Source organism: Agromyces cerinus, assembly GCF_016907835.1.
Lineage (GTDB): Bacteria > Actinomycetota > Actinomycetes > Actinomycetales > Microbacteriaceae > Agromyces > Agromyces nitratus.
Genome location: NZ_JAFBCT010000001.1, coordinates 3236157 through 3260603, shown reverse-complemented (window position 1 = coordinate 3260603; position 24447 = coordinate 3236157). Strand labels below are relative to the sequence as shown.

20 protein-coding genes are annotated in these 24447 nt (G+C 70.8%); 9 read left to right on the top strand and 11 right to left on the bottom strand.

What is annotated here, in order from left to right; genetic code table 11:
- Positions 1-7: 7 nt before the first annotated feature.
- On the top strand, positions 8-475 hold the full coding sequence (locus JOE59_RS15200) for a GbsR/MarR family transcriptional regulator (RefSeq protein WP_179551730.1): 468 nt from the start codon (positions 8-10) through the stop codon (positions 473-475).
- A 24-nt stretch (positions 476-499) separates the two neighbouring features.
- Here the strand turns inward: JOE59_RS15200 and JOE59_RS15195 are convergent, their stop codons facing one another.
- Complete coding sequence (locus JOE59_RS15195; protein WP_204461856.1) at positions 500-1867, bottom strand: MATE family efflux transporter; 1368 nt, start codon at positions 1865-1867, stop codon at positions 500-502.
- A gap of 96 nt (positions 1868-1963) precedes the next feature.
- Here JOE59_RS15195 and JOE59_RS15190 point away from each other — a divergent pair, with 96 nt between their 5' ends.
- Together JOE59_RS15190 and JOE59_RS15185 are read left to right on the top strand one after the other, a co-directional pair.
- Entirely contained in the window at positions 1964-3304 is a 1341-nt protein-coding gene (locus JOE59_RS15190; RefSeq protein ID WP_204463429.1) for a TrkH family potassium uptake protein, read from the top strand.
- Positions 3297-3995, top strand: coding sequence for a potassium channel family protein (locus JOE59_RS15185; protein ID WP_204461854.1), 699 nt, complete (start codon positions 3297-3299; stop codon positions 3993-3995). Before JOE59_RS15190 ends, JOE59_RS15185 begins: the two co-directional genes overlap by 8 nt.
- Positions 3996-4030: 35 nt before the next feature.
- On the opposite strand, the gene JOE59_RS15180 is transcribed toward JOE59_RS15185, so the two are convergent.
- From JOE59_RS15180 to JOE59_RS19150, 3 genes are all read right to left on the bottom strand, one after another.
- Positions 4031-4951 carry an alpha/beta hydrolase gene (locus JOE59_RS15180; protein ID WP_204461852.1) on the bottom strand — a complete coding sequence of 307 codons (921 nt, stop codon included), beginning with the start codon at positions 4949-4951 and terminating at the stop codon, positions 4031-4033.
- Positions 4952-5049: 98 nt separating this feature from the next.
- Complete coding sequence (locus JOE59_RS15175; RefSeq protein WP_204461850.1) at positions 5050-5706, bottom strand: response regulator transcription factor; 657 nt, start codon at positions 5704-5706, stop codon at positions 5050-5052.
- Entirely contained in the window at positions 5694-7430 is a 1737-nt protein-coding gene (locus JOE59_RS19150) for an ATP-binding protein (protein WP_204461848.1), read from the bottom strand. Before JOE59_RS19150 ends, JOE59_RS15175 begins: the two co-directional genes overlap by 13 nt.
- Positions 7431-7665: 235 nt before the next feature.
- Between JOE59_RS19150 and JOE59_RS15165 the strand changes: the two genes are divergently transcribed.
- The 4 genes from JOE59_RS15165 (at position 7666) to JOE59_RS15150 (ending at position 12527) form a co-directional block, all read left to right on the top strand.
- Complete coding sequence (locus tag JOE59_RS15165) at positions 7666-8850, top strand: D-alanyl-D-alanine carboxypeptidase/D-alanyl-D-alanine-endopeptidase (RefSeq protein ID WP_204461846.1); 1185 nt, start codon at positions 7666-7668, stop codon at positions 8848-8850.
- Between the two features lie 100 nt (positions 8851-8950).
- Positions 8951-11017 carry a M13 family metallopeptidase gene (locus JOE59_RS15160; protein WP_204461844.1) on the top strand — a complete coding sequence of 689 codons (2067 nt, stop codon included), beginning with the start codon at positions 8951-8953 and terminating at the stop codon, positions 11015-11017.
- A gap of 80 nt (positions 11018-11097) precedes the next feature.
- A complete protein-coding gene (locus JOE59_RS15155) occupies positions 11098-12006 on the top strand; it encodes a serine hydrolase (RefSeq protein ID WP_179551735.1) in 909 nt (302 codons plus the stop codon).
- On the top strand, positions 12006-12527 hold the full coding sequence (locus tag JOE59_RS15150) for a GNAT family N-acetyltransferase (protein ID WP_204461842.1): 522 nt from the start codon (positions 12006-12008) through the stop codon (positions 12525-12527). Before JOE59_RS15155 ends, JOE59_RS15150 begins: the two co-directional genes overlap by 1 nt.
- Here the strand turns inward: JOE59_RS15150 and JOE59_RS15145 are convergent.
- Together JOE59_RS15145 and JOE59_RS15140 are read right to left on the bottom strand one after the other, a co-directional pair.
- Positions 12500-13327 (bottom strand): esterase/lipase family protein, encoded by an 828-nt coding sequence (locus tag JOE59_RS15145; RefSeq protein WP_204461840.1) that lies wholly within the window; start codon positions 13325-13327, stop codon positions 12500-12502. The genes JOE59_RS15150 and JOE59_RS15145 overlap by 28 nt on opposite strands.
- Positions 13328-13366: 39 nt before the next feature.
- Complete coding sequence (locus JOE59_RS15140; protein WP_204461838.1) at positions 13367-13774, bottom strand: NUDIX domain-containing protein; 408 nt, start codon at positions 13772-13774, stop codon at positions 13367-13369.
- An 88-nt stretch (positions 13775-13862) separates the two neighbouring features.
- Here JOE59_RS15140 and JOE59_RS15135 point away from each other — a divergent pair, with 88 nt between their 5' ends.
- On the top strand, positions 13863-15182 hold the full coding sequence (locus JOE59_RS15135; protein WP_204461836.1) for an alpha-hydroxy-acid oxidizing protein: 1320 nt from the start codon (positions 13863-13865) through the stop codon (positions 15180-15182).
- 60 nt (positions 15183-15242) lie between these two features.
- Here the strand turns inward: JOE59_RS15135 and JOE59_RS15130 are convergent, their stop codons facing one another.
- Together JOE59_RS15130 and JOE59_RS19145 are read right to left on the bottom strand one after the other, a co-directional pair.
- Entirely contained in the window at positions 15243-17819 is a 2577-nt protein-coding gene (locus tag JOE59_RS15130; protein ID WP_204461834.1) for a phosphatidylglycerol lysyltransferase domain-containing protein, read from the bottom strand.
- Positions 17816-19150 (bottom strand): alpha/beta hydrolase, encoded by a 1335-nt coding sequence (locus tag JOE59_RS19145; RefSeq protein ID WP_204461827.1) that lies wholly within the window; start codon positions 19148-19150, stop codon positions 17816-17818. The genes JOE59_RS15130 and JOE59_RS19145 overlap by 4 nt, the downstream gene beginning before the upstream one ends.
- A 124-nt stretch (positions 19151-19274) precedes the next feature.
- Here JOE59_RS19145 and JOE59_RS15120 point away from each other — a divergent pair, with 124 nt between their 5' ends.
- Positions 19275-20660, top strand: coding sequence for a glycine--tRNA ligase (locus JOE59_RS15120; RefSeq protein WP_204461825.1), 1386 nt, complete (start codon positions 19275-19277; stop codon positions 20658-20660).
- A 54-nt stretch (positions 20661-20714) separates the two neighbouring features.
- Here JOE59_RS15120 and JOE59_RS15115 read toward each other — a convergent pair whose 3' ends face one another.
- The 3 genes from JOE59_RS15115 to JOE59_RS15105 all read right to left on the bottom strand — a co-directional run bounded on the left by JOE59_RS15115 (position 20715) and on the right by JOE59_RS15105 (position 24419).
- Entirely contained in the window at positions 20715-22217 is a 1503-nt protein-coding gene (locus JOE59_RS15115; RefSeq protein ID WP_204461823.1) for an HNH endonuclease signature motif containing protein, read from the bottom strand.
- Between the two features lie 71 nt (positions 22218-22288).
- On the bottom strand, positions 22289-23020 hold the full coding sequence (locus tag JOE59_RS15110) for a GNAT family N-acetyltransferase (protein ID WP_239560300.1): 732 nt from the start codon (positions 23018-23020) through the stop codon (positions 22289-22291).
- Entirely contained in the window at positions 22998-24419 is a 1422-nt protein-coding gene (locus tag JOE59_RS15105; protein ID WP_204461821.1) for a glutamyl-tRNA reductase, read from the bottom strand. Before JOE59_RS15105 ends, JOE59_RS15110 begins: the two co-directional genes overlap by 23 nt.
- Positions 24420-24447: the final 28 nt, after the last annotated feature.

Sequence of the window (24447 nt, the reverse complement as noted above, 5' to 3'; positions counted from 1 at the left end):
GGGGAGCATGGCGCGAGACGAACAGGCGATGCACGAGTTCGTCGAGCAGTCCGCCGCGGCGATGGCCGAGGCGGGCTTCCCGCGCATGCCGGCGCGAGTGCTGATGGCGCTCATCGCCGCCGAGTCGACCGGGCTCACCGCCCGCGAGCTGAGCGATCAGCTCGTCGCGAGCGCCGCCGCGATCTCGGGCGCCGTGCGGTACCTGCAGACCCTGCGCATGGTGCGCCGGGTGTCGCAGCCGGGCTCGCGCCGAGTGCTCTACGAGCTGCCCGAGCACGCCTGGTACACGGTGACGATGGGCAAGAATCCGCTCTACGACCACCTCGAGGCGCTCGCATCGAAGGCGGTCGCCGCGATCGACGATCCCGATTCGCTCGCCTCGCAGCGCATCGCCGAGATGAGCGACTTCTTCCTCTTCATCCAGCGCCGCATGCCCGAACTGCTCGTCGAGTGGCGCGCCGAGCGCGGGGCGTGAGCCGCTCCGCGGAGGAGCACGGTCTCAGCGTCCGGCGCCGACCACCATCCACGCCGCGCTGCGCGCCCGCAGCCCCAGGGTGACCGCCCGCGCGCCGAGGTAGCCGATCGCGAACGCCGCCATGAGCCATGCCGGGCCCGCGGCTCCCGCCGGGGCGATGGCGACGACCCAGAGGGCCAGCGGCACGAACACGACGAGGTTCACGATGCCCGTCCATGCGAGGTAGCGGGCGTCGCCGGCGCCGATGAGCACGCCGTCGAGCACGAAGACGATGCCGCCGAGCGGGGCCGAGAGCGCGAGCACCATGAGCGTCGGGGGCAGGAGCGCTGCGACATCCGCTGAACTCGTGAAGAGCGTCGGCAGCACCCAGGCCGTCGCGAGCAGCAGGCCGCCGATCACGGCCCCGCTGCCGACGCCCCACTGCAGGCAGCGCCGAAGCACCGCGCGCACCCCGGCCACGTCGCCGGCGCCGAGGTCGCGCCCGACGAGGGCCTGCGCCGCGATGGCGAGGGCGTCGAGGGCGAAGCCCATCGTGAAGTAGAGGGTCATCGCGACCTGGAAGGCCGCGAGCTCGTTCGAGCCCAGCGAGGTCGCCGCCCACGTCGCGAGCAGCAGCGCGAGCCGCAGGCTCAGCGTGCGCAGGAACAGCCAGCCACCGGATGCCGCGCCGCGCAGCACTCCCGCATGATGCGGCCATGGGCTCGCACCGGCCCGGGCGGCGTGCCGCGCGACGACGACGAGGTAGACCGCCACCATGCCCCACTGCGCGACGACGGTGCCGACGGCCGAGCCGGCGATGCCCCACCCGGCGACGTAGATGAAGACGTAGTTCAGGGCGATGTTCACCGCGAAGCCGATGCCCGCGACCCAGAGCGGCGTTCGCGTGTCCTGCAGGCCGCGCAGCAGGCCCGTGGCCGCGAACACGATGAGCATCGCGGGCAGCCCCGCCATGGAGATCGAGAGGTAGACGGATGCCTCGCTCGTCACCGCCTCGGAGGCGCCGAAGAGTCCGACGAGCACGGGTGCCGCGAACCATCCGGCGACGGCGAGCACGACGCCGATGCCGAGTGCGAGCCACAGCCCGTCGATGCCCGAGGCCACGGCGCCCCGCACGTCGCCGAGTCCGACCCGGCGAGCGACCGCCGGCGTCGTCGCGTAGGCGAGGAAGACCATGAGGCCGATGATCGTCTGCAGCACCGCGCTCGCGAGGCCGAGTCCGGCCAGGGGCGTGGCGCCGAGGTGGCCGATCATCGCGGTGTCGGCGAGGAGGAAGAGCGGTTCGGCGATGAGCGCGCCGAGTGCGGGCACGGCGAGGCGCAGGATCTCGCGGTCGACACCGCGATCGGCGTGGCGCTCGCCCGCTCGGGTACCGGATGCCTCGGAGTTCTTCATGTGCCAGACGAGCCTACGTCGCGCCTCCGACGGCGCCTGACCGAGGTCTAGAGTACGGAGGTGACCACACGCGAGACGGCGAGGCTGCGTCGGCGGATGCACCGTCTCCGCGAGTTCCGGCTGCACCCCGCGCAGGTCGTGGTGGTCGGGTTCGCCGTTGCGGTGCTCGTCGGCACGTTCCTGCTCATGCTGCCGATCTCGAAGGCCGGCCCGGGTGGCGCGGGATTCATCGAGGCGGTGTTCACCGCGACCTCCGCCGTCTGCGTGACGGGGCTCACGGTCGTCGACACCCTCGTGTACTGGACGCCGTTCGGGCAGGTCGTCATCATGCTGCTGATCCAGCTGGGCGGCCTCGGCATCATGATCTTCGCCTCGCTCATCGGCCTGGTGCTCGCGCGCAAGCTCTCGGTGCGCTCGCGGCTGAACACCATGGCCGAGGCGAAGGCCGTCGGGCTCGACGATGTGCGCGGCCTTGTGCGGGGCATCGTGCTCATCTCGCTCACGATCGAAGCGGGCACCTTCGTGCTGCTGTTCCTGCGATTCGTGTTCGGCTACGGCTACGACGTCGGCCAGGCAGCCTGGTACGGCGCCTTCCACGCCGTCTCCGCGTTCAACAACGCCGGGTTCGCCCTCTACAGCGACAACCTGATGGGCTTCGTGAGCGACCCCTGGATCTGCCTGCCGATCGCCGCCGCGATCATCCTCGGCGGACTCGGGTTCCCCGTGATCATGCAGCTGCGCAAGGAGTTCACGAAGCCGCTGCATTGGTCGATGAACACGAAGCTCGTGCTGTGGGGCAGCGCCGTGCTGCTCGTCGCCGGCACTGTCTACATCACCGTCATCGAGTGGAACAACCCCGCGACGCTCGGCGCCCTCGACCCTGCCGCGCGCGTGCTCACGGGCTTCTTCCACTCCGTGCAGACCCGAACCGCGGGGTTCAACGCCCTCGACATCGGCGCGATGCGCGACGAGACGTGGCTCGGCATGGACGTGCTGATGCTCATCGGCGGCGGCCCTGCCGGCACCGCGGGCGGCATCAAGGTCACCACCTTCGCGGTGCTGTACTTCATCATGCTCACCGAGCTCCGCGGCGAAGGGGCGGTCAACATCTTCGGCAAGCGCCTGTCGCGCGCGGTGCACCGGCAGGCGATCACGGTCGTGCTGCTCGCGGTCGCCGCGGTCATGGCGGCGACGGTCGCCCTCATGCTCATCTCCGGCGAAGACCTCGACCGCATGCTCTTCGAGGCGATCTCGGCGTTCGGCACGGTCGGGCTCTCGACCGGCGTCACGCCGGGTCTGCCCGACCCGGCCAAGCTCGTGCTCGTGCTGCTGATGTTCATCGGCCGACTCGGCCCCCTCACCCTCGGCAGCGCGATCGCGCTGCGCGAGCGACCGCTGCTCTACGAGTACCCCAAGGAAAGGCCGGCCATTGGCTAGATTCCCGTTCTTCGGCGGCGACCCGTCGCGCCGCATCGCCGAGGCCGATTCGGTCGCCGTCATCGGGCTCGGCCGGTTCGGCAGCGCCCTCGCACTCGAGCTCATGGCCGGGGGCACGGAGGTGCTCGGCATCGACCTCGACGAGACCCTCGTGCAGTCGCTCAATGGTCGGCTCACGCAGGTGGTGCGTTCCGACTCCACGAAGGAGGAGGCGCTGCGACAGCTCGCCGTCGACGAGTTCGACCGGGTCGTTGTCGCGATCGGCGACGACATCTCGGCCTCGATCCTCACCTGTTCCGTGCTGCTCAGCATGAAGATCCCGGTGATCTGGGCCAAGGTCGTCGACGACCGCCACGGCCTCATCCTCGAGCAGCTCGGCGTGCACCACGTGATCTACCCCGAGAAGGACATGGGGCGCCGGGTCGCGCACCTCGTGCGGGGCGCGGCACTCGACTACATCGAGGTCGAGCCCGGCTACGCCCTCGTGAAGGCCGCCGCCCCGGTCATCCTCATCGGCAAGCGGCTCGGCGACAGCGGACTCCGCACCGAGCACGACGTCACGGTCGCGGCGTTCAAGCGCGCCGGCGAGCAGTGGCGCAACGCGGACGCCGACACGGTGCTGCACGCCGGCGACACCATCCTCGTCGTCGGGCCGACGGCGAGTGCCGAGAGCTTCGCCCAGCTGCGCTGAGCGTGGGCACCGCAGCGCCGGGCACCCGCGCGGGCTCAGGCGAACGAGCGCACGGCCTGATCGTCGCCGAGCCGGTCCAGGTCGAACGCCGCGAGTCCGCCGTCGATGAAGGAGCTCACGGCGTCGAGGGTCCGGTCGGCGGCGAGCACGCGACCGTGACCCTGGCCGCTCGTGAGCAGCAGCCGCGAGTTCTCGCCGTGTGCGGCGTGCAGGCGTTCGCTCTCGCTCGCGGCGATCTGCGAGTCGTCGCGGTCGTGCACGAGCAGGAGTTCGATGTCGGGCGACATGGGCGCTCGCACGGCGTCGAAGTAACGCCACGGATCCGCGAAGTCGGAGAAGACCCGTTCGCGGTACCGGTCGCGCTGGATCTCGGCGGCACGGTCGCTGAGGCCGACGTGGCCGGCGAACGTGTCGAAGAGGTAGCGGCCCGAGGAGACGGGCGCGATCGCGGCCACGCGCGGTGCCGAGACGCCCTCGCGAACCGCGTTGATCGCGGTGAGAGCGCCGAGCGAGTGCCCGACGATGGCCTCGAACGGCCCGTGCCGTTCGCTCATCGCGTCGATCGCGTCGATCCAGGTGCGGATCACCGTGCGACGCCCGTACCCGTCGCCGTGCGCGGGCGCGTCGAACGCGACGAGGTGGTAGCCGCCGGCCCGCAGCTCCCGCACGATCGGCGCGAACTGGGAGGCGCGGCCGCGCCATCCGTGCACGAGCAGCACGGTGCGGGTGCCCGCCCCCCATTCGTACGAGACGCCGTCGCCGCCCGGAAGCCGCAGCGGCCGCCGCTTCGCGGTCTCGTGGATGCCGCGCTCGGAGTCGTGGACCCGGCGCACCGGCCGGGAGCTTCCGAACATCGGCGCGGCGACCCTCGCGGCGAGGGCGGGGGAGATCAGGTCGGCGGTGCGGGCGACGCCGATCGCGGCATTCGTCATCGGGATTGCTGCGGACAGGGCCATGGGAGATCCTCTCGGTCGCAACGCATGGGCGCGCAGCCAATACTCTGGCCGCCCGGCAGGGGAGCCACCATGGGCCTAGGTCGCCGGTGTCGGCGCGCTCAGCCCGCGGCGCCGTCGAGGTAGCGGATGACGGCGAGCACACGTCGATGGTCGTCGGCGGCGACGGGCAGCCCGAGCGCGTCGTAGATGTTCGAGGTGTGCTGCACGATCGCCTTCTCGGTGAGCACGAGCCGCTGCCCGATCCAGGCGTTCGATCGGCCCTCGGCCATGAAGGCCAGCACCTCACGCTGGCGCGGAGTGAGTTCGCGCACGACCCCCGCGCTGCGGCCGGCGCGCGACATCAGCACGGCGACGATCTCGGGGTCGAGCGCCGTGCCGCCGTCGACCACGCGGTGCAGGTCGTCGCGGAAGGCGCGGATGTCGGCGATGCGTTGCTTCAGCAGGTATCCGACGCGAGCGGCGCGGCCGTCGAGCAGCTCGATCGCGTACCTCCGCTGCACGTACTGCGAGAGCACGACGATCGCAGTGTCGGGGTGCTGCTCACGGATGCGGAGTGCCGCGCGCAGGCCCTCGTCGTTGTTCGACGGCGGCATCCGGATGTCGGTGATCACGAGGTCGGGGTTGTGCATGCCGACCGCGGTCATGAGCTCGTTGCCGTCGCCGACCGCCGCGACCACGTCGAACCCGCCCTCCTCGAGCAGCAGTCGCAGCCCCTGCCGGAGCAGCACCTCGTCCTCTGCGATCACGACCCGCATGGCAGCTCCGCGGTCAGCAGTGTGCCGCCACCGGGCGGGCTGGCCAGAGACATCCGCCCGCCGATCGCGTCGATGCGATCACCGAGGCCGGCGAGGCCTCGATCGTGTCGATCGGTGGCGCCGCCGATGCCGTCGTCGGCGACCTCGATCGTGAGCACGTCGGCCCGGCGGACGAGCCGCACCGAGGCCGAGGCGGCCCTGGCGTGCTTGGCCGTGTTCGCGAGTCCCTCGGCGACGATGAAGTAGGCGACGTTCATGACCGTCGACCCGAGCGGGGCCTCGAGCCCGCTCGTCTCGAGTCGTGTGGGGATGGGCATGCGGTCGACGAGGTCCTCGGCCGCGAGCACGAGCCCGCGCTCGACGAGGGCGGCGGGCATGACGTCGTGCACGAGACGGCGCAGCGCATCGGCGGCGGCCTCGATGCCCTTCCGCAGTTGGGCCGCCTCGAACCGCGCCGGGGCATCGGGGGCGGTGCCCTCGATGCGGCCGGCCTCGAGGGCGAGCAGCACCAGCTGCACCTGCAGGCCGTCGTGGAGGTCCTTCGCGATGCGCAGGCGCTCACGGTCGGCGGCCTCGACGAGGCGCACCCTCGAGTGCCGCAGAGCGGTCTGGCTGGTGCGCAGTTCGGTGGTGAGGCGCTCGCGGGCGATGGCGATCGCCGCGACGCGGCCCACCGCTCTCACCCGGCTCGGCTCGGGCAGCAGCTGCGCGTCGTAGATGATCGCGCCGACCGGTTGCCCGGCCGACTCGATGACCACGGCGTCGCGGCCGTCGCGGTCCGGCAGGTCGACGGTGACACCGCGGTCGTCGACGAACCCGTCGCGCACCGGCAGCCAGTAGACGACGTCGACGGTCGGGTCGCCGAGCGCGCGTGCGATCGCGGCGCGCAGTGGCGCCCGCCCGGGTTCCTCGGTGCCGAGCCACGCCGCGAGCTCCTCGGCTTCCGCGGTGCGCTCGAAGCTGCCGATCATCACGCCGACCGCGAAGGCGACGGCGATGCCGGCGACGAGCGTCAGCTGGATGGCGACCACGACGGTCAGGGGCAGCAGGCCGACCGCGAGCGCGACGGTCGGGATGAGCAGCACCGAGCCGACGCCGTAGCCGTACAGCGGCGCGAGCACCCGGCGTCGAGCCGGGGACGCCCGGCGAAGTCGGTCGACGAGCACGAACGCCGTGGCCACCGACAGGGCGAAGGCGGCGATGCGCTGCACGGTGTCGCCGATCTCCGCCAGTTCGGCGTCCATCGGAACACCGAACGGCTCCAGGATGCCCGCAGCGAAGACGGCGGTCGGCAGCTGCAGCACCGTCGCGGTGAGGTACGCGCCGACGACGATCACCCGAGACCTGGTGTCGGGCAGGCGCCCGCTCGGGAACGCCAGGAGCAGGTGCACGGTGACCGCGATCGTGACGGTCGCGAAGATCGCCCCCATGACGGCGGCAAGGGGCACGTTGGTATTGATCAGGCCGGCGACCAGGCTCGCGATGCCGCCGATCCAGATGATGAGGCCGATGCGGCTGCCGGGGCGGCGGCGCCACGCCACGGTGCCCGCGACGAACCACACGAGGGCCACGGCCGGGAACAGCAGGATGACCCAGTACTCGGGATCGACCGGCAGCAGCATCACCGCCTCGAGCGCGGCGAAGAGCACGCCGACGGCCAGAAGGAGCGTCAGTGCCGATCCGAGCGACCGGGCGAGCGGCGGCCCGGGCGTTCCGCGTTCCACGTGTCCTCGCCTCCGAGCGCCGACAGGGTGAGCTCTGTGCACATCATGGCCGATTCCGGCGCATCGCGGAATGGACTCAGGTCCTCTCCGGCCGTTCGCGCCGAGATCCGCTCCGAATGCCATATGCCATGACGTGTTTCGTGCCGTAGGCTTCTGGCCAGCCAGTGAGGATACGTTTCGTATGTTGCGCCCGAGTGGCGTGGTGAGGGGATGAGCGATGACGGCGGAGACGAGAGTGGAAGCGACGCGTACGACCGCGAGCGGTGCCGATCCGAGACTCGGCTCCGCGCGCATCCATGTGATCGACGTCGCCGACGGGCGGGTCGTCTTCGATCGCGACGGCGACCTCCCCGGTCCGACCGCGAGCGTCCTGAAGCTCCTCACGTCAGCAGCTGCCCTCGCTGCCCTCGGCCCCGACCACCGCATCGCGACGAGGGTGGTCGCCGGTGCCGAGCCCGGCGAGATCGTGCTCGTGGGCGGCGGCGACGTCACGCTGACGCGTCTCCCGGTCGGGACCGCCTCGTTCTACCGTTCGTCGGCGCACCTCGAGACCCTTGCAGATGACGTGCTCGCGGCGATCGGCGACGGGGTGGTCGACCGACTCGTGCTCGACGACTCCCTGTTCGCGGGGGAGGCCTGGCTGCCCGAATGGGACGTCGAGGGGCGCAGCCCCGAGGGATACATCCCGTTCATCACGGCGCTCCAGGTCGACGGCGATCGCGACGACCCGACCATCGACGACACACCGAGGAGCGAGGACCCGGTGGGGCGAGTCGGCACGGCGTTCGCGGAACTGATCGGCCGGGGCCGCGACATCCGCGTCTCCAGCGGTCGCGCCGCCCCGGACGCGGCCGTGCTCGCAGAGGTCTTCTCCCCGCCTCTGTCCGAGCTCATCCGCTTCGGCCTCGAGACGTCCGACAACGCGCTCATGGAATCGCTCGCGCGGCTGTCGGCGCTCGCGATCGGCGAGTCGGCCGACTTCGCCGGGGTCTCGCGCGCGATGCCCGCGCTGCTCGCGCGATACGGGCTGCCGGTCGAGGGGCTGACCATCCGCGACGGTTCGGGCCTCAGTGAGCGCAACTCGGTGCCCGCGCGCTTCGTGGCCGAACTGCTCGTGCGGGCGCATCGTCGTGAGCAGGGGCTCGGCGTGATCGACGACATGCTGCCGGCCACCGGGCCGGACGGCACGTTCAACCGGAAACGCTTCACGGGCGACGACGCGATCGTCGGCGATGCGGTTCGCGCGAAGACCGGCTACATCAACATCGTGTGCTCCCTCGGCGGGGTCGTGCGGGCCGCCGATGGCACCGAGCTCGCATTCGCGGTCTACGCGGTCGGCGAGATGATGGGCGACCCGGCGCGCGCGGCGATCGACGCGTTCGTCGCGAGCCTGTACCTCGACGGCGCGGACGCGGCCTGAACCCCCGGAGGATCGGGAAACCTGCGAGGTCGCCGGACGCCCGCGCGTCGCCCGCATCCGGGGTGTCCGATCGTCGGCACCCGCGCTTAGGGTGGAGGGCATGACCGATGTCGCGCTGCCCTCCGGAATCAAGCAGGACGAACTCGACGCGGGTGTCCGCCCGCAAGACGATCTGTTCCGACACGTCAACGGCAAGTGGATCGAACGCACCGACATCCCGGCCGACAAGGCCAGGTACGGCTCGTTCCTCGTGCTGCACGAAGAGGCCGAGCAGGCCGTGCGCGAGATCATCGAGGAGTCGCAGGGCGCCGAGCCCGGCACCGAGGCGCGCAAGGTCGGCGACCTCTACGCGAGCTTCATGAACGAGGAGCGTGCGAACCTCCTGGGCGCCACCCCCATCGCGGGCCAGCTCGTCGAGGTCGACCTGATCGACTCGGTCGACGCGTTCCTCGAGACCCTCGGCCGGCTCGAGCGACAGGGCGTGCCCGGCTTCCTGCAGCTCTACGTCGACAACGACCCGGGCGACCCCGAGCGCTACCTCGTCTTCGTGGAGCAGGGCGGCATCGGCCTGCCCGACGAGAGCTACTTCCGCGAAGAGCGGTTCGAGTCGGTGCGCGAGGCGTACCGTGCACACCTCGAGCGGATGCTGCGGCTCGCGCAGCTCGAAGCCCCCGATGAGCGCGCCGCCCGGGTCTTCGAGCTCGAGACCGCGATCGCCGCGGCGCACTGGAGCAACGTCGAGACCCGCGACAGCGAGAAGACGTACAACCTGTTCTCGTGGGATGACGCGGTTGCCGAGGCATCCCTTCGACAGGCTCAGGACGGCGCCGTCGACCTGAACATCTGGCGCGACGCCATGGGCGTGCCCGCCGGGGCGTTCGACGAGATCGTGCTGCGCGAGCCCTCGTTCGTGCAGGGGCTCGGCGCGCTGCTCACCGCAGACCGCCTGCAGGCCTGGAAGGACTGGCTCGCGTGGCAGGTCGTGCGCGGCAGCGCCGCGTACCTCTCGAACGACTTCGTCGAGGCGAACTTCGACTTCTACGGCCGCACGCTCACCGGCACCCCGCAGATGCGCGAGCGCTGGAAGCGCGGCGTCTCGCTCGTCGAGGGCGCAATGGGCGAGGCCGTCGGCCGCATCTACGTCGAGCGGCACTTCCCGCCCGCCGCCAAGGAGGCGATGGACGACCTCGTCGCGAACCTCGTCGAGGCGTACCGCCAGTCGATCGACGCGCTCGAGTGGATGGGTGAGGAGACTCGCGCCAAGGCGCTCGACAAGCTCGCGAAGTTCACGCCCAAGATCGGCTTCCCGGTGAAGTGGCGGGACTACTCGGCGCTCGAGATCACCGACGACCTGGTCGGCAATGTGCGGGCGACGGCCGAGTACGAGTTCAACCGCGAACTCGGCAAGATCGGCAAGCCGCTCGACCGCGACGAGTGGTTCATGACGCCGCAGACCATCAACGCGTACTACAACCCCGGGTTCAACGAGATCGTGTTCCCGGCGGCGATCCTGCAGTACCCGTTCTTCGACGCCGAGCGCGACGCCGCCGCCAACTACGGTGCGATCGGCGCCGTCATCGGGCACGAGATCGGGCACGGCTTCGACGACCAGGGTTCGAAGTACGACGGCGACGGGCGCCTCACCGACTGGTGGACCGAGGCCGACCGTGCCGCCTTCGAGGAGCGCACGACGGCCCTCATCGCCCAGTACGACGCGCTCGTGCCGGCACAGCTCGAGACCGAGCAGGCCGAGACCGCGCAGGCCGAGGTCGACGGTGGCAACGGCGACGAGAGCGCCGGCGAAGCGGATACCGGTGCGGCGCACGTCAACGGTGCTCTCACGATCGGCGAGAACATCGGCGACCTCGGCGGGCTCGCGATCGCGTGGAAGGCGTACGTCATCTCGCTCGGCGGCGACGTCGACTCGGCGCCCGTGATCGACGGGCTCACCGCCGCGCAGCGCTTCTTCCTGTCGTGGGCGCAGGCCTGGCAGATGAAGGGCCGTGACGAAGAGGTCGTGCGCCTGCTGGCGATCGACCCGCACTCGCCGAACGAGTTCCGCTGCAACCAGATCGTCAGGAACATCGACGAGTTCTACGCTAGCTTCGAAGTGACTCCCGACGACGCCCTCTGGCTCGAACCAGCCGAGCGTGTGACGATCTGGTAGTGCTGCACATACAATCGAGAAATTTCGAGCGCGCCGCTGACGCGGTGGGGGAGCGCCGATCGTCAGGGAGTGGAATCACCGTGGTGACGTCGTCGCAGGGTTCCGAGCGGCGCGCACGGCATAGCGACCTCCGGCGCGGCAAGCACCGCACCGAGGAGCCGGGCGAGAACTTCGCCCGCGGGTTCGACGCCCTCGGTGAGCTCGCGCTCGCCGGGGTGCAGGTCTCGGCTCGTGCGACCGACCTCGCGACCGGAAAGGTGCTCTTCTCGGTCGACGACCACGTCGTCATGCCGACGGCGTCCATCGGCAAGGTGCTGCTGCTCGTCGAGGTCGCGTCGCGGCTCGCGGGCGACAGCAGCGAATCGTTCACGGTGCTCGATCGTGCACCGCGCGACGCGGTCGGCGATTCGGGCATCTGGCAGCACATGCAGTCGCCGTCGTTGCCCCTCGCCGATCTCGCGGCGCTGATCGGGGCGACGAGCGACAACCTCGCGACGAACGTGCTCATCCGCTACGTCGGCCTTGAGGCGGTACGCGCCCGCACCGAGGCCCTCGGGCTCACCCGCACGGCCCTCCTCGACCTCGTGCGCGACCACCGCGGCCCCGACGACGCCCCGCAGCTCTCGATCGGTTCGGCGAAGGAGCTGACGTGGCTGTTCGCCTCGCTCGCCCGCGGCGAGATCGTCTCGCCCGAGGTGTCGCAGCGGGTCGTCGGATGGCTCTCGCTGAACGCCGACCTCTCGATGGTCGCGAGCGCGTTCGGCCTCGATCCGCTCGCGCACCGCACCCCCGATCACAACGTGCTGCTCATGAACAAGACGGGCACCGACGGCGGGGTGCGCAGCGAGGTCGGCGTGCTCCGTGGTCCGCGTGCGAGCGTCTCGTACGCGGTGTCGATGTACTACGCCGACACGATGATCTCCTCGCGTCTCGCGGTGCTCGACGGCATGCGCCAGGTCGGTCTCGACCTGCTCGAGTACGTGCACTGATGCCGATCCGACCGTTCAGGTCGACCGATCGCGACGCGGTCGAACGGCTGCTGACGATCGCATTCGCCACGCCGACGACGTCGGCCGACGCGCCGCCGATCGAGGTGGGGCTCAACACGGCGCTGCTCGACTCCGACGCCCTGATCCCGAAGCTCGCGCTCGTCGCCGAGGTCGACGGCGAGGTCGTCGGCTACTGCATCAGCACCCGCGCGAGCATCGGCGATGCGGAAGCCCTCGGCCTCGGTCCCATCGGCGTGCTGCCGGGCCATCAGGGCCGCGGCATCGGCGCCGCGCTCATCGCCGAGACGGTTCGCGTCGCCGAATCGCACGACGAGGGTGCCATCGTGCTGCTCGGGGACCCCGCCTACTACGGGCGGTTCGGATTCGTTCCCGGGGCCGAGCTCGGCATCCTCGCGCCCGACCCTGCGTGGGGCGAGTACTTCCAGGCGATCCACCTCGCGGCGGCGACCGACGCGCATTGCGGCAGGTTCCGCTACGCCCGCCCCTTCGAGGAGCTCTGAGCGGTCGTCGCCTGGGCTTCCGTCGTCTCTGCGTCCGCGTCCGCCGCTGCGGCGAAGGTCGCTCTCGCCGCCTCGACGACCGCCTCCGGTGGGGCTGAGAGCGACTCGACCGCGGCGACGACGGCCGCGGCCGTCTCGGGTGCCGAGAGGATGCGGAAGTGGCCCGCGACCGGCAGCAGCCGGTTCGTGGCGCCGGCGAGCGAGCTGCCCTCGGGCAGGTGCGGGTCGAAGACCCCGAAGATCGACACGATGCGCGAGTTGACGGATGCCGCGCTCGCGAGCTCGACGATGGTCGCACTGTCGGGGTCGAACTCCCGCATGCTCGGGTCGAGCAGGTAGCGCGCCAGCCGCGCTCCGCCGAACGGCGTGGCGATCGCGACGAGCCCTCGCAGGTCGAGGCGATGGTCGAGATCGCCGAGCAGCAGCCGCTTGCCGACGAGCCCGCCCTTGGAGTGGGCGACGACGACCCGGCCCGATGGCGGGGTCGGGATGCGCGCGAGCGCGCGCCACACGCGCTCGGCGGTCTCGGGGATCGCGAGCAGGTTCGCGCCGAGGCCGTGGGCGACCTGCACGCGGTAGCCATGGGCGTTCAGCGCATCACCGAGCGGCTCCATGAACGACCAGTGCTCGTAGACGCCGGGCAGCAACAGGATCGTCGGCTTTCCGGCGTCGCCTCGCGCCCATCGTCTCGGCAGCTTCGGCACGGTGAGCACGCGCAGCTGCTGCTTCGCGGCATCGAGGTAGTCGAGCGCCCACCAGGCGGCGGCAGCGAAGGGTGAGAGCCGTGCGGGTGTCACCATGCTCCGCAGTCTACGAGGGCGCGGTCGAAGCGGCGCGGCTCAGTCGATGAGCCCGGCGGCGGCGAGCCGCTCGAGCACCTCGGCGCCCGCAGGCGGGCAGCGATCGAGGTCGGCAGTCGTCACCCAGTGCAGGCTGCCGACCTCGGCGGAGGCGAAGGGCGCGGCATCCGTCTCGGCGCGGAAGACCCGCATGCGCACGAGGCGCCCGTCGGGCTCGCCGTGCGCCTGCACGACGACCTCGAAGAGCTCCACGAGCTCGGCGGGGTCGAGCACGAGGGCGACCTCCTCGAGGGCTTCGCGGGCCGCGGCCTCGGCAGCCGTCTCGCCCCCGTCGATCTTGCCGCCGGGCATGTAGTACACGTCGCGGTCGCGCGCGGTGACCATGAGCACGCGGCGGTCGCGGACGAGGGCGATGGCGGCGACGAGGAGGTCGGTGAGCTGAGGCATCCGTTCCACCCTACGTCGTCGGGTCTGTCGCCCCGCGAGGCCGCACGGCTACGCTGGCACGCACCGATCATCGCGAAGGAGCGAGCCAGTGTCCAGGTCCAGCGAGCAGACGACCAGCCCACGAGGCTTCGCGCGCGACGTGCAGTCCGAGGTGTACCGGGCCGGGCTCTCGGGCATCCGCCCTGCGGTGCCGGTCGACTTCGAGGCGCTCGAGCGGGCCGCGCGCAAGGCGGTCTCGAGCGAGGCGTTCGCCTACCTCGCCGGTGGCGCGGGCGCCGAGGCGACGATGGCCGCGAACCGTGCGGCCTTCGCGCGGTGGCAGATCTGGCCACGCGTGCTCAGAGACGTCTCCGAGCGCGACCTCTCGATCGAGCTGCTCGGGCGCCGGCGGGCGACGCCGTTCGTGCTGTCGCCGATCGGCGTCGCCGAGATGGCGCACGCCGAAGCGGATGTCGCGATCGGCCGTGCCGCCGCGGCGCTCGACGTGCCCTACCTCCTGTCGAACCAGGCGTCGCGCCCGATGGAGGAGGTCGCCGCGGCGATGGGCGCCCGATCGCGGTGGTTCCAGCTCTACTGGAGCGCCTCCGACGAGCTCAACGCCTCGTTCGTGCGTCGCGCCGAGGCATCCGGCTGCGAGGCGATCGTGGTCACCCTCGACACGCACCTGCTCGGCTGGCGCACGCGCGACCTCGACGCCGCCTACCTGCCGTTCACGCGGGGCCAGGGCATCGCGCAGTACACGAGCGACCCGGTCTTCGCCGAGCTCGTACGGCAGCGGGTCGCAGCGGGCGCCGGCGGGGGAGCGCGCCCCAAGGTCACCCCGACGCTGCTCGCCTCGGCGTTCTCGATCGCGCGCGCCGGCGCCCGCACCCCGCTCGTCGACGGCGGCGTGCGGGCCGCGCTGCGCTCGCCGCTGCCGCGGGCGGCGATCGAGACCTTCCTCGACGTGTTCTCGAACCCGGCGCTCACCTGGGGCGACCTCGCCAAGCTGCGCGAGTGGACGAAGCTGCCGGTGCTGCTGAAGGGCGTGCTGCATCCGGATGACGCGGCGCAGGCCCTCGATCACGGCGTCGACGGCATCGTGGTCTCGAACCACGGCGGCCGTCAGGTCGACGACTCGGTCGCGAGTCTCGACGCGCTGCCCGGAGTCGTCGAACGGGTGGGCGGGCGTGTGCCCGTCATCCTCGACAGCGGCGTGCGCGGCGGTGCCGACGCGTTCATCGCCCTCGCGCTCGGCGCCACCGCCGTCGGCATCGGGCGCCCCTACGTCTACGGGCTCGCGGTCGCCGGGGCCACCGGCGTGCGCGAGGTCGTGCGCAACCACATCGCCGAGTTCGACCTCACGCTCGGGCTCGCGGGGCACCGCTCGGTCGCTGAGATCGGGCCGGGTTCGCTGCGCGCCGCGTGAGCCGCGGCATCCGCTCGACCGTTGCTCGAAGCGCTGCTGCAGCCGCCGTCCTGCGTGCGCCTACTTCGTGAGCGTCTTCACGAGGGCGACCGCCTCCGCGGGCGACACGTCGGGCAGGTACGCCTTGCCGATCGCGAGGCCGATCGCCGGCAGCGCGAGCGGGTCGGGGTAGGCCATCGAGATGGTCTCGTACTCGGGGTTGAACTTCGCCTTGAACCGGAACAACGACGAGAATCCGTAGGCCGGCTCGAGGGTCGTGGCGAGGAAGTCGAGGAGCCGCGTCATGACCGTCGGCTCGGGCGGCGTCTCGCCCGGGTCGAGCGGTTTGGTCGCCAGCGGGGCGCCCGAGAGGCTCAGCACCTCGGCGCCCTCCGCCTTCATGTGCAGCGCAGCAGAGGCGATGAGGAACTCCATGACGCCGTTCATGCTGCCGTCGGCGCGGCGCATGAAGTCGATGGTCCAGCCGATCACGGCGCCGTCTCGGTAGACGGGCAGCCAGCTCGTCACGGCCTGCAGTCGTCCGTCGGGTCCGACCGCCAGCATGAGCCGCACCTCGGGGTCCTTCAGCTCCTCCATGCCGCCGAGCGTGAAGCCCATCTCGGGCAGCTCCTTCTCGGCGATCCACTCCTCGGAGATCGCGTTGATCTGGGCGACCGTCGCGAGGGGCAGCTCGTCCCAGCTGGTCCAGACCGTGGTCATGCCCTCCTTGATGCCGCGGTTCAGCGCCTGCCGCACCTTCTGCCAGGGCTTGCCCGCGAGTTCGAGCCCCTTCGTGCGCACGAGCGTCTCCTCGCCGACCGACAGGTGCTCCCACCCGAGTTCGTCGAACACGGGCAGGTACTGCGGGTGCACGCTGTAGAAGACGGGCACCCAGCTGTTCGCGTCGCAGAACGCGGCGAACTCGCGGATGACTCGGCCGCCGTCGCCCGGCGCGCAGATCGGGTCGGACATCGTGATGGCGACGCCGTTGATCACGCGGTAGGCGACGGCGGAGTCGCCGTCGTCGCTGAACCACGCCACGTTGCCCGGCCACGTCGCCATGAATCCGAGCGTGCCGCCGCCGTTGCGGCGCAGCAGTTCGCGGAGCCGTGCGTCGTCAGCGGTCTTCGCTGCGGTGCCGGTGCGCGACATCAGCCGGATCGCCGCGACGATGAACACCGTCCAGAACACCGGGCCGACGGCTTGGGCGAGGAAGTTCGTGAGGTCGTGGCCCGGCAGCACGATCGGATCGACAGCGGCGAGGAAGTGCGGCGGCACGAATCTCTTGGCGGTGTCGAGCAGCACGTCCCACGCACTCGCGGCCGGCCAGTACTCGCCGATGGTCGCGAGGCCCACTGCGAGGTACAGGCCGGCGAGCACGACGAAGGTGCCGCCCACGACCGCGGCGAACCGTGCGAACGCGCCGCGCGGCGCCCGGATCCGGAAGTGCCGCCTCGTGACGATGAGCATGACGATGATGCCGATCGGCAGGGCGAGCACCGCGAGGATCCAGACGAGCAGCTCGCCGAGGTCGAACACCGTCCACGTGCCGTCGTCGACATCGGCCGTCGTCACGGTGACGTCGAACGCCGTTCGGGCGAAGAGCAGGATGGCGGTGTTCACTCCGATCGCGAGCCAGCGGGCGAAGCGACGGCCGTGCCGGAGCCCCCATGCGGCGACGAGCAGGAGCAGGACCGGCACGAACGAGAGCAGGAGCATGCCGAGTCCCTGCGCGCTGAGCAGGGCGAGCTGCGTGGTGCACGATTCGGAGGCGATCGCTGCTGCGGTGGCGGCCTCTCCGCCGCACTCCGCCATCACGGCCGCGAGTTCGAGGGGTTCGTCGGCGTAGAGGTACGAGCCGAAGGCGAAGGGCGTGAGCTCCGAGCGGTTCACGAGGGCGACGACCGGGCCGACTGCCGTCACTGCGACGACGGCGGCGACGAGGGTGCGGGTCTCACCGTGCGAGCTGCGCTTGGCCGAGAGGGTCGAGGCGTCACGGGTGAACAGGGCGCCGAGCAGGTAGCCGGCGATCGCCGCGACCAGGCGGTACGCATTCGACGAGTCGCCGTCGTAGAGCACGAACACGAGGATGAAGGTTGACGCGCCGACACGGATGCGTCGCCGCCAGAGCCTGCCCATGAACGCCGTCGCCGTGATGAGCGCGCCCACGATGCCGGCGAGCGGGTCGAGCGTCAGGTCGGCGGCGGTGCCGGTCGCCCACCACTCGCCGGCGAGCGAGCCGATCCACTGCAGCCAGGTGCCGATCGCGACACCGAGTGCGCCGGTCACGAGGAACGCGACGATCGTGCGCCAGGTGCCCATGCGCCGCTCGGCGACGCCGAGCAGCACCACGGCGGCGAGCACGCCGAAGACGAGCTGGAAGGGGTCGTACGGAATGACGAGCGCGGTCGCGACGGTCCACCACTGCGCGCCGTCGACCGTCGTGATCACCCCGGCCGCCCACGTCGTCGCCGTCTCATCGGAAGCGACCCCGAAGAAGGTGCCCGTCGCGATCGCGGTCACGACGAACAGCACCGCGAGGGCGATGCTGAACGGCACGCGGCGGACGAATCCGCCGAGCGCCTCAGCCGTGGAGTGGAGCCGACCGGTCGGCTCGGCGTCGCTCGCGCCCTCGGAGGCTTCGGTCGCCTCGCTCACGGCGCCGAGAGCCCGAGCCTGGGGGAGAGCACCTCGAAGCCCTTCTCGAGTCCTCCGGTCAGCGCCGCGACGTCGTGGTCTGCGCCGGGCACGAGGAAGAGCGTCGTCTGCATGGCGGCGGCGGTCGCGGCATCCGCCAGTCGTTCGGTGCCGCGCAGGAAGGCGAGGTCGTTCTCGCCGACCGTGAAGATCGCGACCGAGTCGGGGTAGGGCGCCTTCGCGGCCATGATGTTCGCGGGCTTGACCATGCCGTAGGCGACGGTGTCGCCGTTGAAGATCTCGGCGAGCACCTCATCGGGGTGCTCGGCGCCCGCGTACTCGACCGGCGAGACGGCGAGCAGGTTGCCGAAGACCTCGGGGTACTTCGCGCCGAAGTACGCCGCGCACCCGCCGCCGTTCGAGTACCCGGCGACGGTCGTGAACTGCGGACCCTGCAGTACGCCGAGTCGCTGCCTCGCCCACGGCACGACGTCCTGCATGACGTAGCTCTCGACCTTGCCGAGCTCGCTGTCGAGGCAGAGCGGATCGGCGGACGGGTCGCCCAATTGGTCGATCACGAGGGCGATCGGGGCGAGCCCGTCGTGTTCGGCGGCGAATTCGTCGAGCACGCTGCCGATGAAGCTCGCCTCGGGGTCGCCGGGCTGGCCCATCATCATGACGACGAGGGGGAGGCGCGGGGCATCCGCCACGAGCGCTGCCGGCGGCAGGTAGATCTGCGCGGGGCGTGCCTCGAAACCCGAGACCGTGTTCGGCACGCCGCCCTGCACGATGCCGACCTCGCCGGTCTCGGGCATGTCGGGCGGCGGGGTCCAGGTCGCGTACAGCGGTTCCACGGGGTCGGCGATCGTCGCCGGGTCGGGAACGGGCGGGTCGATCGTGTCGGCCGTCGAGATGTGGAACATCGAGCCGAGCGTGGGATTCAGTCCGTAGGCGGCGTTCACGCCGAACGCGGCGGTCGCCGAGAACAGCGGGATCGCGAGCAGGGCGATGAGCTTGCGCCACCATCGCGAGTGCCAGAGGTTCCAGATCGCCAGCGTGATTCCGGCGAATGCCGCAGACACCCAGAGCCACGCCGAATCATCGACCGGGCCGCCGAACGCGTCGAGCACGTTGACGCCGATCCAGAGCACGGCGATGCCGACGAGCGAGCCCACGATGAGCAGCACGATGACCGTCAGCACCCATGACCAGCCGGGGCCGCGGAAGAGCAGGTAGAGGAAGACCAGTGCCGCAAGCGCGTACAGCGCGACCATGAACGGACCGTCGATCACGTTCAGTTCCCAGATGAGATCCCACACCGTCGCCCCCTCGGCCATGGTCGTGATGGGCACAGCGTACCGACCGCGCGCTCGTTCGTGGTCGCGCCCGCCCGTAGGATGGTGACACCGTGTCGTTTTCCGGCCTCACGCCCGATTCCGACAGTTTCGCCCGATCCCCAGGACCATTGGAGCCACCGTGGCCGCACCCACCCGTCTCGAATCCGTCATCGCCCTCGCCCAGCACCGGGGGTTCGTCTTCCAGGCCGGCGAGATCTACGGCGGATCCCGTTCCGCGTGGGACTACGGGCCCCTCGGCGTCGAGCTCAAAGAGAACATCAAGCGGCAGTGGTGGCGGTACATGGTCACCGGTCGCGACGACGTCGTCGGTCTCGACTCGAGCGTCATCCTGCCGAAGCAGGTCTGGATCGCCTCCGGGCACGTCGGCGTCTTCACCGACCCGCTCGTCGAGTGCCTGCACTGCCACAAGCGTTTCCGCGAAGACCACCTGCTCGAGGCTTTCGAGGAGAAGAAGGGCCGCGCCCCCGAGAACGGCATGGGCGACATCGCCTGCCCGAACTGCGGCACCCGCGGTCAGTGGACCCCGCCGCGCGACTTCAACATGATGCTGCAGACCTACCTGGGTCCGGTCCAGGATGAATCGGGGCTGCACTACCTCCGCCCCGAGACGGCGCAGGGCATCTTCACGAACTTCGCGAACGTGCTGCAGGCCGCTCGCATGAAGCCGCCGTTCGGCATCGGCCAGATCGGCAAGTCGTTCCGCAACGAGATCACGCCCGGAAACTTCATCTTCCGCACGCGCGAGTTCGAGCAGATGGAACTCGAGTTCTTCGTCGAGCCCGGCACCGACGACCAGTGGTTCGAGTACTGGCTCGACTACCGCTGGGACTGGTACGTCGACCTCGGTGTCGACCCCGAGAACCTGCGTCGCTTCGAGCACCCCTCCGAGAAGCTGTCGCACTACTCGAAGCGCACCGTCGACATCGAGTACCGCTTCGGCTTCACCGGTGGCGAGTGGGGCGAGCTCGAGGGTGTCGCGAACCGCACCGACTTCGACCTCACGACCCACTCGGAGCACTCGGGCAAGGAGCTCTCGTACTTCGACCAGTCGAAGAACGAGCGCTGGATCCCGTATGTGATCGAGCCCGCGGCCGGTCTCACCCGCTCGCTCATGGCGTTCCTCGTCGACGCGTACCACGTCGAAGAGGTGCCGAACGCGAAGGGCGGCGTCGACACTCGCACCGTGCTGCGCCTCGACCCGCGTCTCGCGCCCGTGAAGGCGGCCGTGCTTCCGCTCAGCCGCAACGAGAAGCTGTCGCCGCTCGCTCGCGAGGTCGCCGCGTCGCTGCGCAGGCACTGGAACGTCGACTTCGACGACGCGGGTGCCATCGGTCGTCGCTACCGTCGTCAGGACGAGATCGGCACGCCGTTCTGCATCACCGTCGACTTCGACTCGCTCGACGACAACGCCGTGACCGTGCGCGAGCGCGACAGCATGGAGCAGGTGCGCGTGCCGCTCGCCGAGCTCGAGGGGTTCCTGGCCTCGCGCCTCGTCGGCGCGTAGGGCGAGAACACCCCTCGCGGGACGAGAGCTCTGCCCTCACTCGAGGGCAGAGCTCTACCCCGCGACTGAGAGCACTCGTTCAGATTCGGCAGACCTCGCACTCCTCCGTGCAGAGGCGGGCGTGAGCCGCGCCGGATCGACCGGATTGATGAGGTCGCCCGGCGTCTTCGGCCGCATCAGCCTCGGCGTCTGATCGGGATCGACGGCGGCCGGCGGGATGAGCCAGTAGTTCGTACCCGTGCGCCGCACCTCCCAACCCTGGTTGTGGTACCTGAGATGGTCTCTGCGGCAGAGCAGGATGCCGTCGGCGAGATCGGTGCGCCCGCCGTCGCGCTGCCAATGGTCGATGTGGTGCGCCTCGGTCCAGGATGGCGGCCGCGTGCACTCGGGGTCGAGACAGCCGCCGTCGCGAACCGCGAGCGCCGCCTTCTGCTTGTCGGTGAAGAGCCGCTCGTCGCGACCGAGGTCGAGGCAGGCGCCGTCGTCATCGAAGTGGATCGGCAGGTAGCCCTCGCAGAGCCCGGTGCGGACGTCGACGAGGGGGATACGGTCGGGGTGCCCCTCGATGGAGCCCGAGCCCTCGCCCGAGCTGAGCGAGCCGGCGTTCACGACGAGCCGAACCGATGGCTTCTTCTCGTCGAGCACGCGCGTGGGATCGACGCTCGCGCCGGCACGCAGGAGCTGCACGAGCCCCTCGGCCGCGTCGCGTTCCCGCGTGGCACGCGCGTCGGCGAAGGCCGCATCGCCGTGCACCGGATCGCCGAAGCCGCGGCGCACCGGGGCGGCCGTGTGCCGAGGATGGGTGAGTTGATCGAACACCGCCTTGACGAGCATGCCGCTCTCGGCGTCGAGTTCGAACTCGCCCCGCACCATGCCGTCGGGCTTCACCCACACGCGCCAGAACTGCTGCTCGCGCTGCAGCTCGGCGCGTGCGGCCACGCCGGCGGCATCGATGCGATCGCGGGTCTGACGGGCACAGCGACGTGCGGCATCGGCGTGCAGGTCGCGGCACGCGACGATGACCGCGGCGAGCACGGCGGAGAGCGCCGCCGCATCGGCATCGCCACCGGGTTCGCCGAGCCCAGAACGGATCGCATCAGCGACGCCCACGGTCAGCCGACCGCTCGCCACCGCACGACCCAACTCGGCGAACCACGGTGGGGCCGGTTCGGGTATGAGCCCGGCGAGCTCTGGATCGTCGCGCCGCGCGAGCTCGAGCTCGGCAGCCGCTTCGGTCTCGGCGACCATGTGTCCGACATTGACGAGAGCGGTGGCCTCGCGCTTCGACGAGTGCGTGATGGACTGCAACAGCTCGCCGGCGTTCGCATGGCCGGTGCGCTGAGCGAGCCCCTGAAGTCCGAAGGCCACCTTGGATCGGCGCGCGACTTCGGCGGCAGCGAGCGCCTGCGCCCGCTCGACCTCGTGCCTGAGTGCCGTGATCGCCTCGACGGCATCGACGAGGGCACGGTCGTCGAGTGCGCTGAAGGTGCTCGAAGACGGTGCGCACGACGACATCAGGGCGGTCAGACCGCTGAAGTCGGGGAGCGCTTCGGCCATGCTCCAGTGTCTCGCGGCCGGGCCGACATTCGAACATACGTTCCACAGATTGTGGATAACTCTGTGGAGAACTACTCCCGAGCCGCCGCCCACTCTCGACGCAACAGGCCGTAGAGTGCCGTGTCCTGCCATTCGCCGTCGTTGTACTGCTCTTCGAGGATCGTCGCCTCGCGTCGCATGCCGAGCCGTTCGCACAGCGCCGCGGACGCCGCGTTGCGCGCGTCGAGGAACGCCTGGATGCGGTGCGGATGGAGCGTCTCGAACGCGAAGTCCCTGATCGCGACGGCTGCCTCGCGGGCATAGCCCTTGCCCTGGAAGTCGGGGTGCACGACCCATCCCAGCTCGAGCTGCGCGTGCTTGGCGCTCGAGACGCGCACCATCATGTCGCCGATCACCCGGTCGCGAGCGGTAGCGGCAGCGGAGGCCGACGCGTCGGACCCGGCATCGTCGACCGACGGGGTGCCCGGCAGCGTCATCGCGAGCACGAAGAAGTCACCGTCGCTCTCCAAGACGCGCGCTGCGGCCCGCTTCGCCGTGTGCTCGTACGCCTCGGCCCGGTCGCGCAACGGCCAGGGCAGGTATTTGAGCACGTCGGGGATGCGCTGGTACTCGAAGACGTCGGCGGCGTCGGATGCCTCGAGCGGGCGCAGCACGAGACGCTCCGTGGTGAGCGGGGTCTCGGTCAGCGCAGCAGCATCGAACGGGAACCGAAGTGCGGGCGGGCCGTCGGCGGCTGCCGCGGCAGCGCGGTCGGCTGTGATCGGGGTCGTGGTCGCGAGGTCAGGCGTGGCGTTCTCGTGCATCGTCACGAAGCGTATCGCGCGCCCCCGACGTGCGCGCCGAGGCATCCGCTTCGGGGGTGACGCCGAAGATCGCGGCGATGCCGTCGATCCAGGCCTGCTGCTCGCCGGCTCGGGCGAGCTCGCGCGAGCGCACCATGGGGGTGTGCAGCAGCACGCCCGCCATGTGGCGCAGGGCCTCTTCGGTGCGTCCGTCGGCGTCGCCGCGTGCACGGGCGCGCGCGATCTCGCCGTCGAGCAGGTCGAAGACGTGACGCCGCAGGGCGACGACGGCGGGCGCGACATCCTGCTCTTCACGGGCCTCGCCGAATGCACGGGCCGCGCCGCCGACGATCGCGCGCGCGGCATCCGTCGCACCGAACTCCTCGAGCGGGGCGTGGATGCGGATCGTCTCGAGGTCGAGCAGTTCGACGCCGTGCACCTCGACGACGTCGGGCGCCACGTTGCGGGGGAGCCCGAGGTCGATCACGAGCTGGCGTTCGACGGCGCCCGTGGCGGGTTCGGCGACGAGGCCGAGCGGTCGAGCGGCAGCTGAGGCAGCATCAGCGCCGGCCGTGCCGGCGGAAGTCGAGGCACCGGCAGCGGATGCCGCGAAGCCCGCCCTGCCCGCTTCGAGCAGGGCGCGGTCGACGACGTGGTGCTCGGCCGTGGTGCACGTGACGATGACGTCGGAGGAGGCGGCTGCAGCAGCCACATCTCCACGCCCCACCGCCTCGATGTCGTGGTTCGCCGCGAACTTCGCCGCGCGGCCCGACGGGGAGTAGACGCGCACGTCGGTGACTCCGCGATCACGGAGTGCGGCGAGCGAAGCGCCGGCGAAGCGTCCGGTGCCGACGAGCAGCACCTTCGTTTCAGCCCAGTCGGTGACGCGGCTCTCGGCGAGCTCGAGCGCGAGGCGCACGACCGAGCGGCCCTCGTTGCCGATGCCGGTCTCGTTCTTCACGCGGCGCGAGATCTGCGAGGCGCGCTGGAAGAGCCGTTCGAGGTCGGGTGTCGTGGTGCCCTCGGTGCGGGCGCGCTCGAGCGAGCGGCGCACCTGGCCCGCGATCTCGCCCTCGCCGACGACGACCGACTCGAGGCCCGACGCGACGGCGAACAGGTGGCCGGCGACGGCGTTGCCGTGCACGAAGCCGAACGTCGAGCGCAGTTCTTCGGGTTCGAGGCCGGCGACGGCGCCCACCGAACGGATCGCCTCGTGCACTGCCGGCACGGGTGAGTCGCCCTCTGCCGCGTCGAGGTCGAGGTAGGCCTCGAAGCGGTTGCAGGTGGCGACGACGACGGCACCCTGCACGGAGGGATGGCCCTCGCGGATACGGGGACCGGCGGCGTCCGCGGTCACTGAGAGGCGCTCGAGCATGTCGAACCCGGCGTTCTTGTGACTCGCGGTGAGGCAGATGAGCACGAAGGGATTCTACTCGCCGCCGAATCGG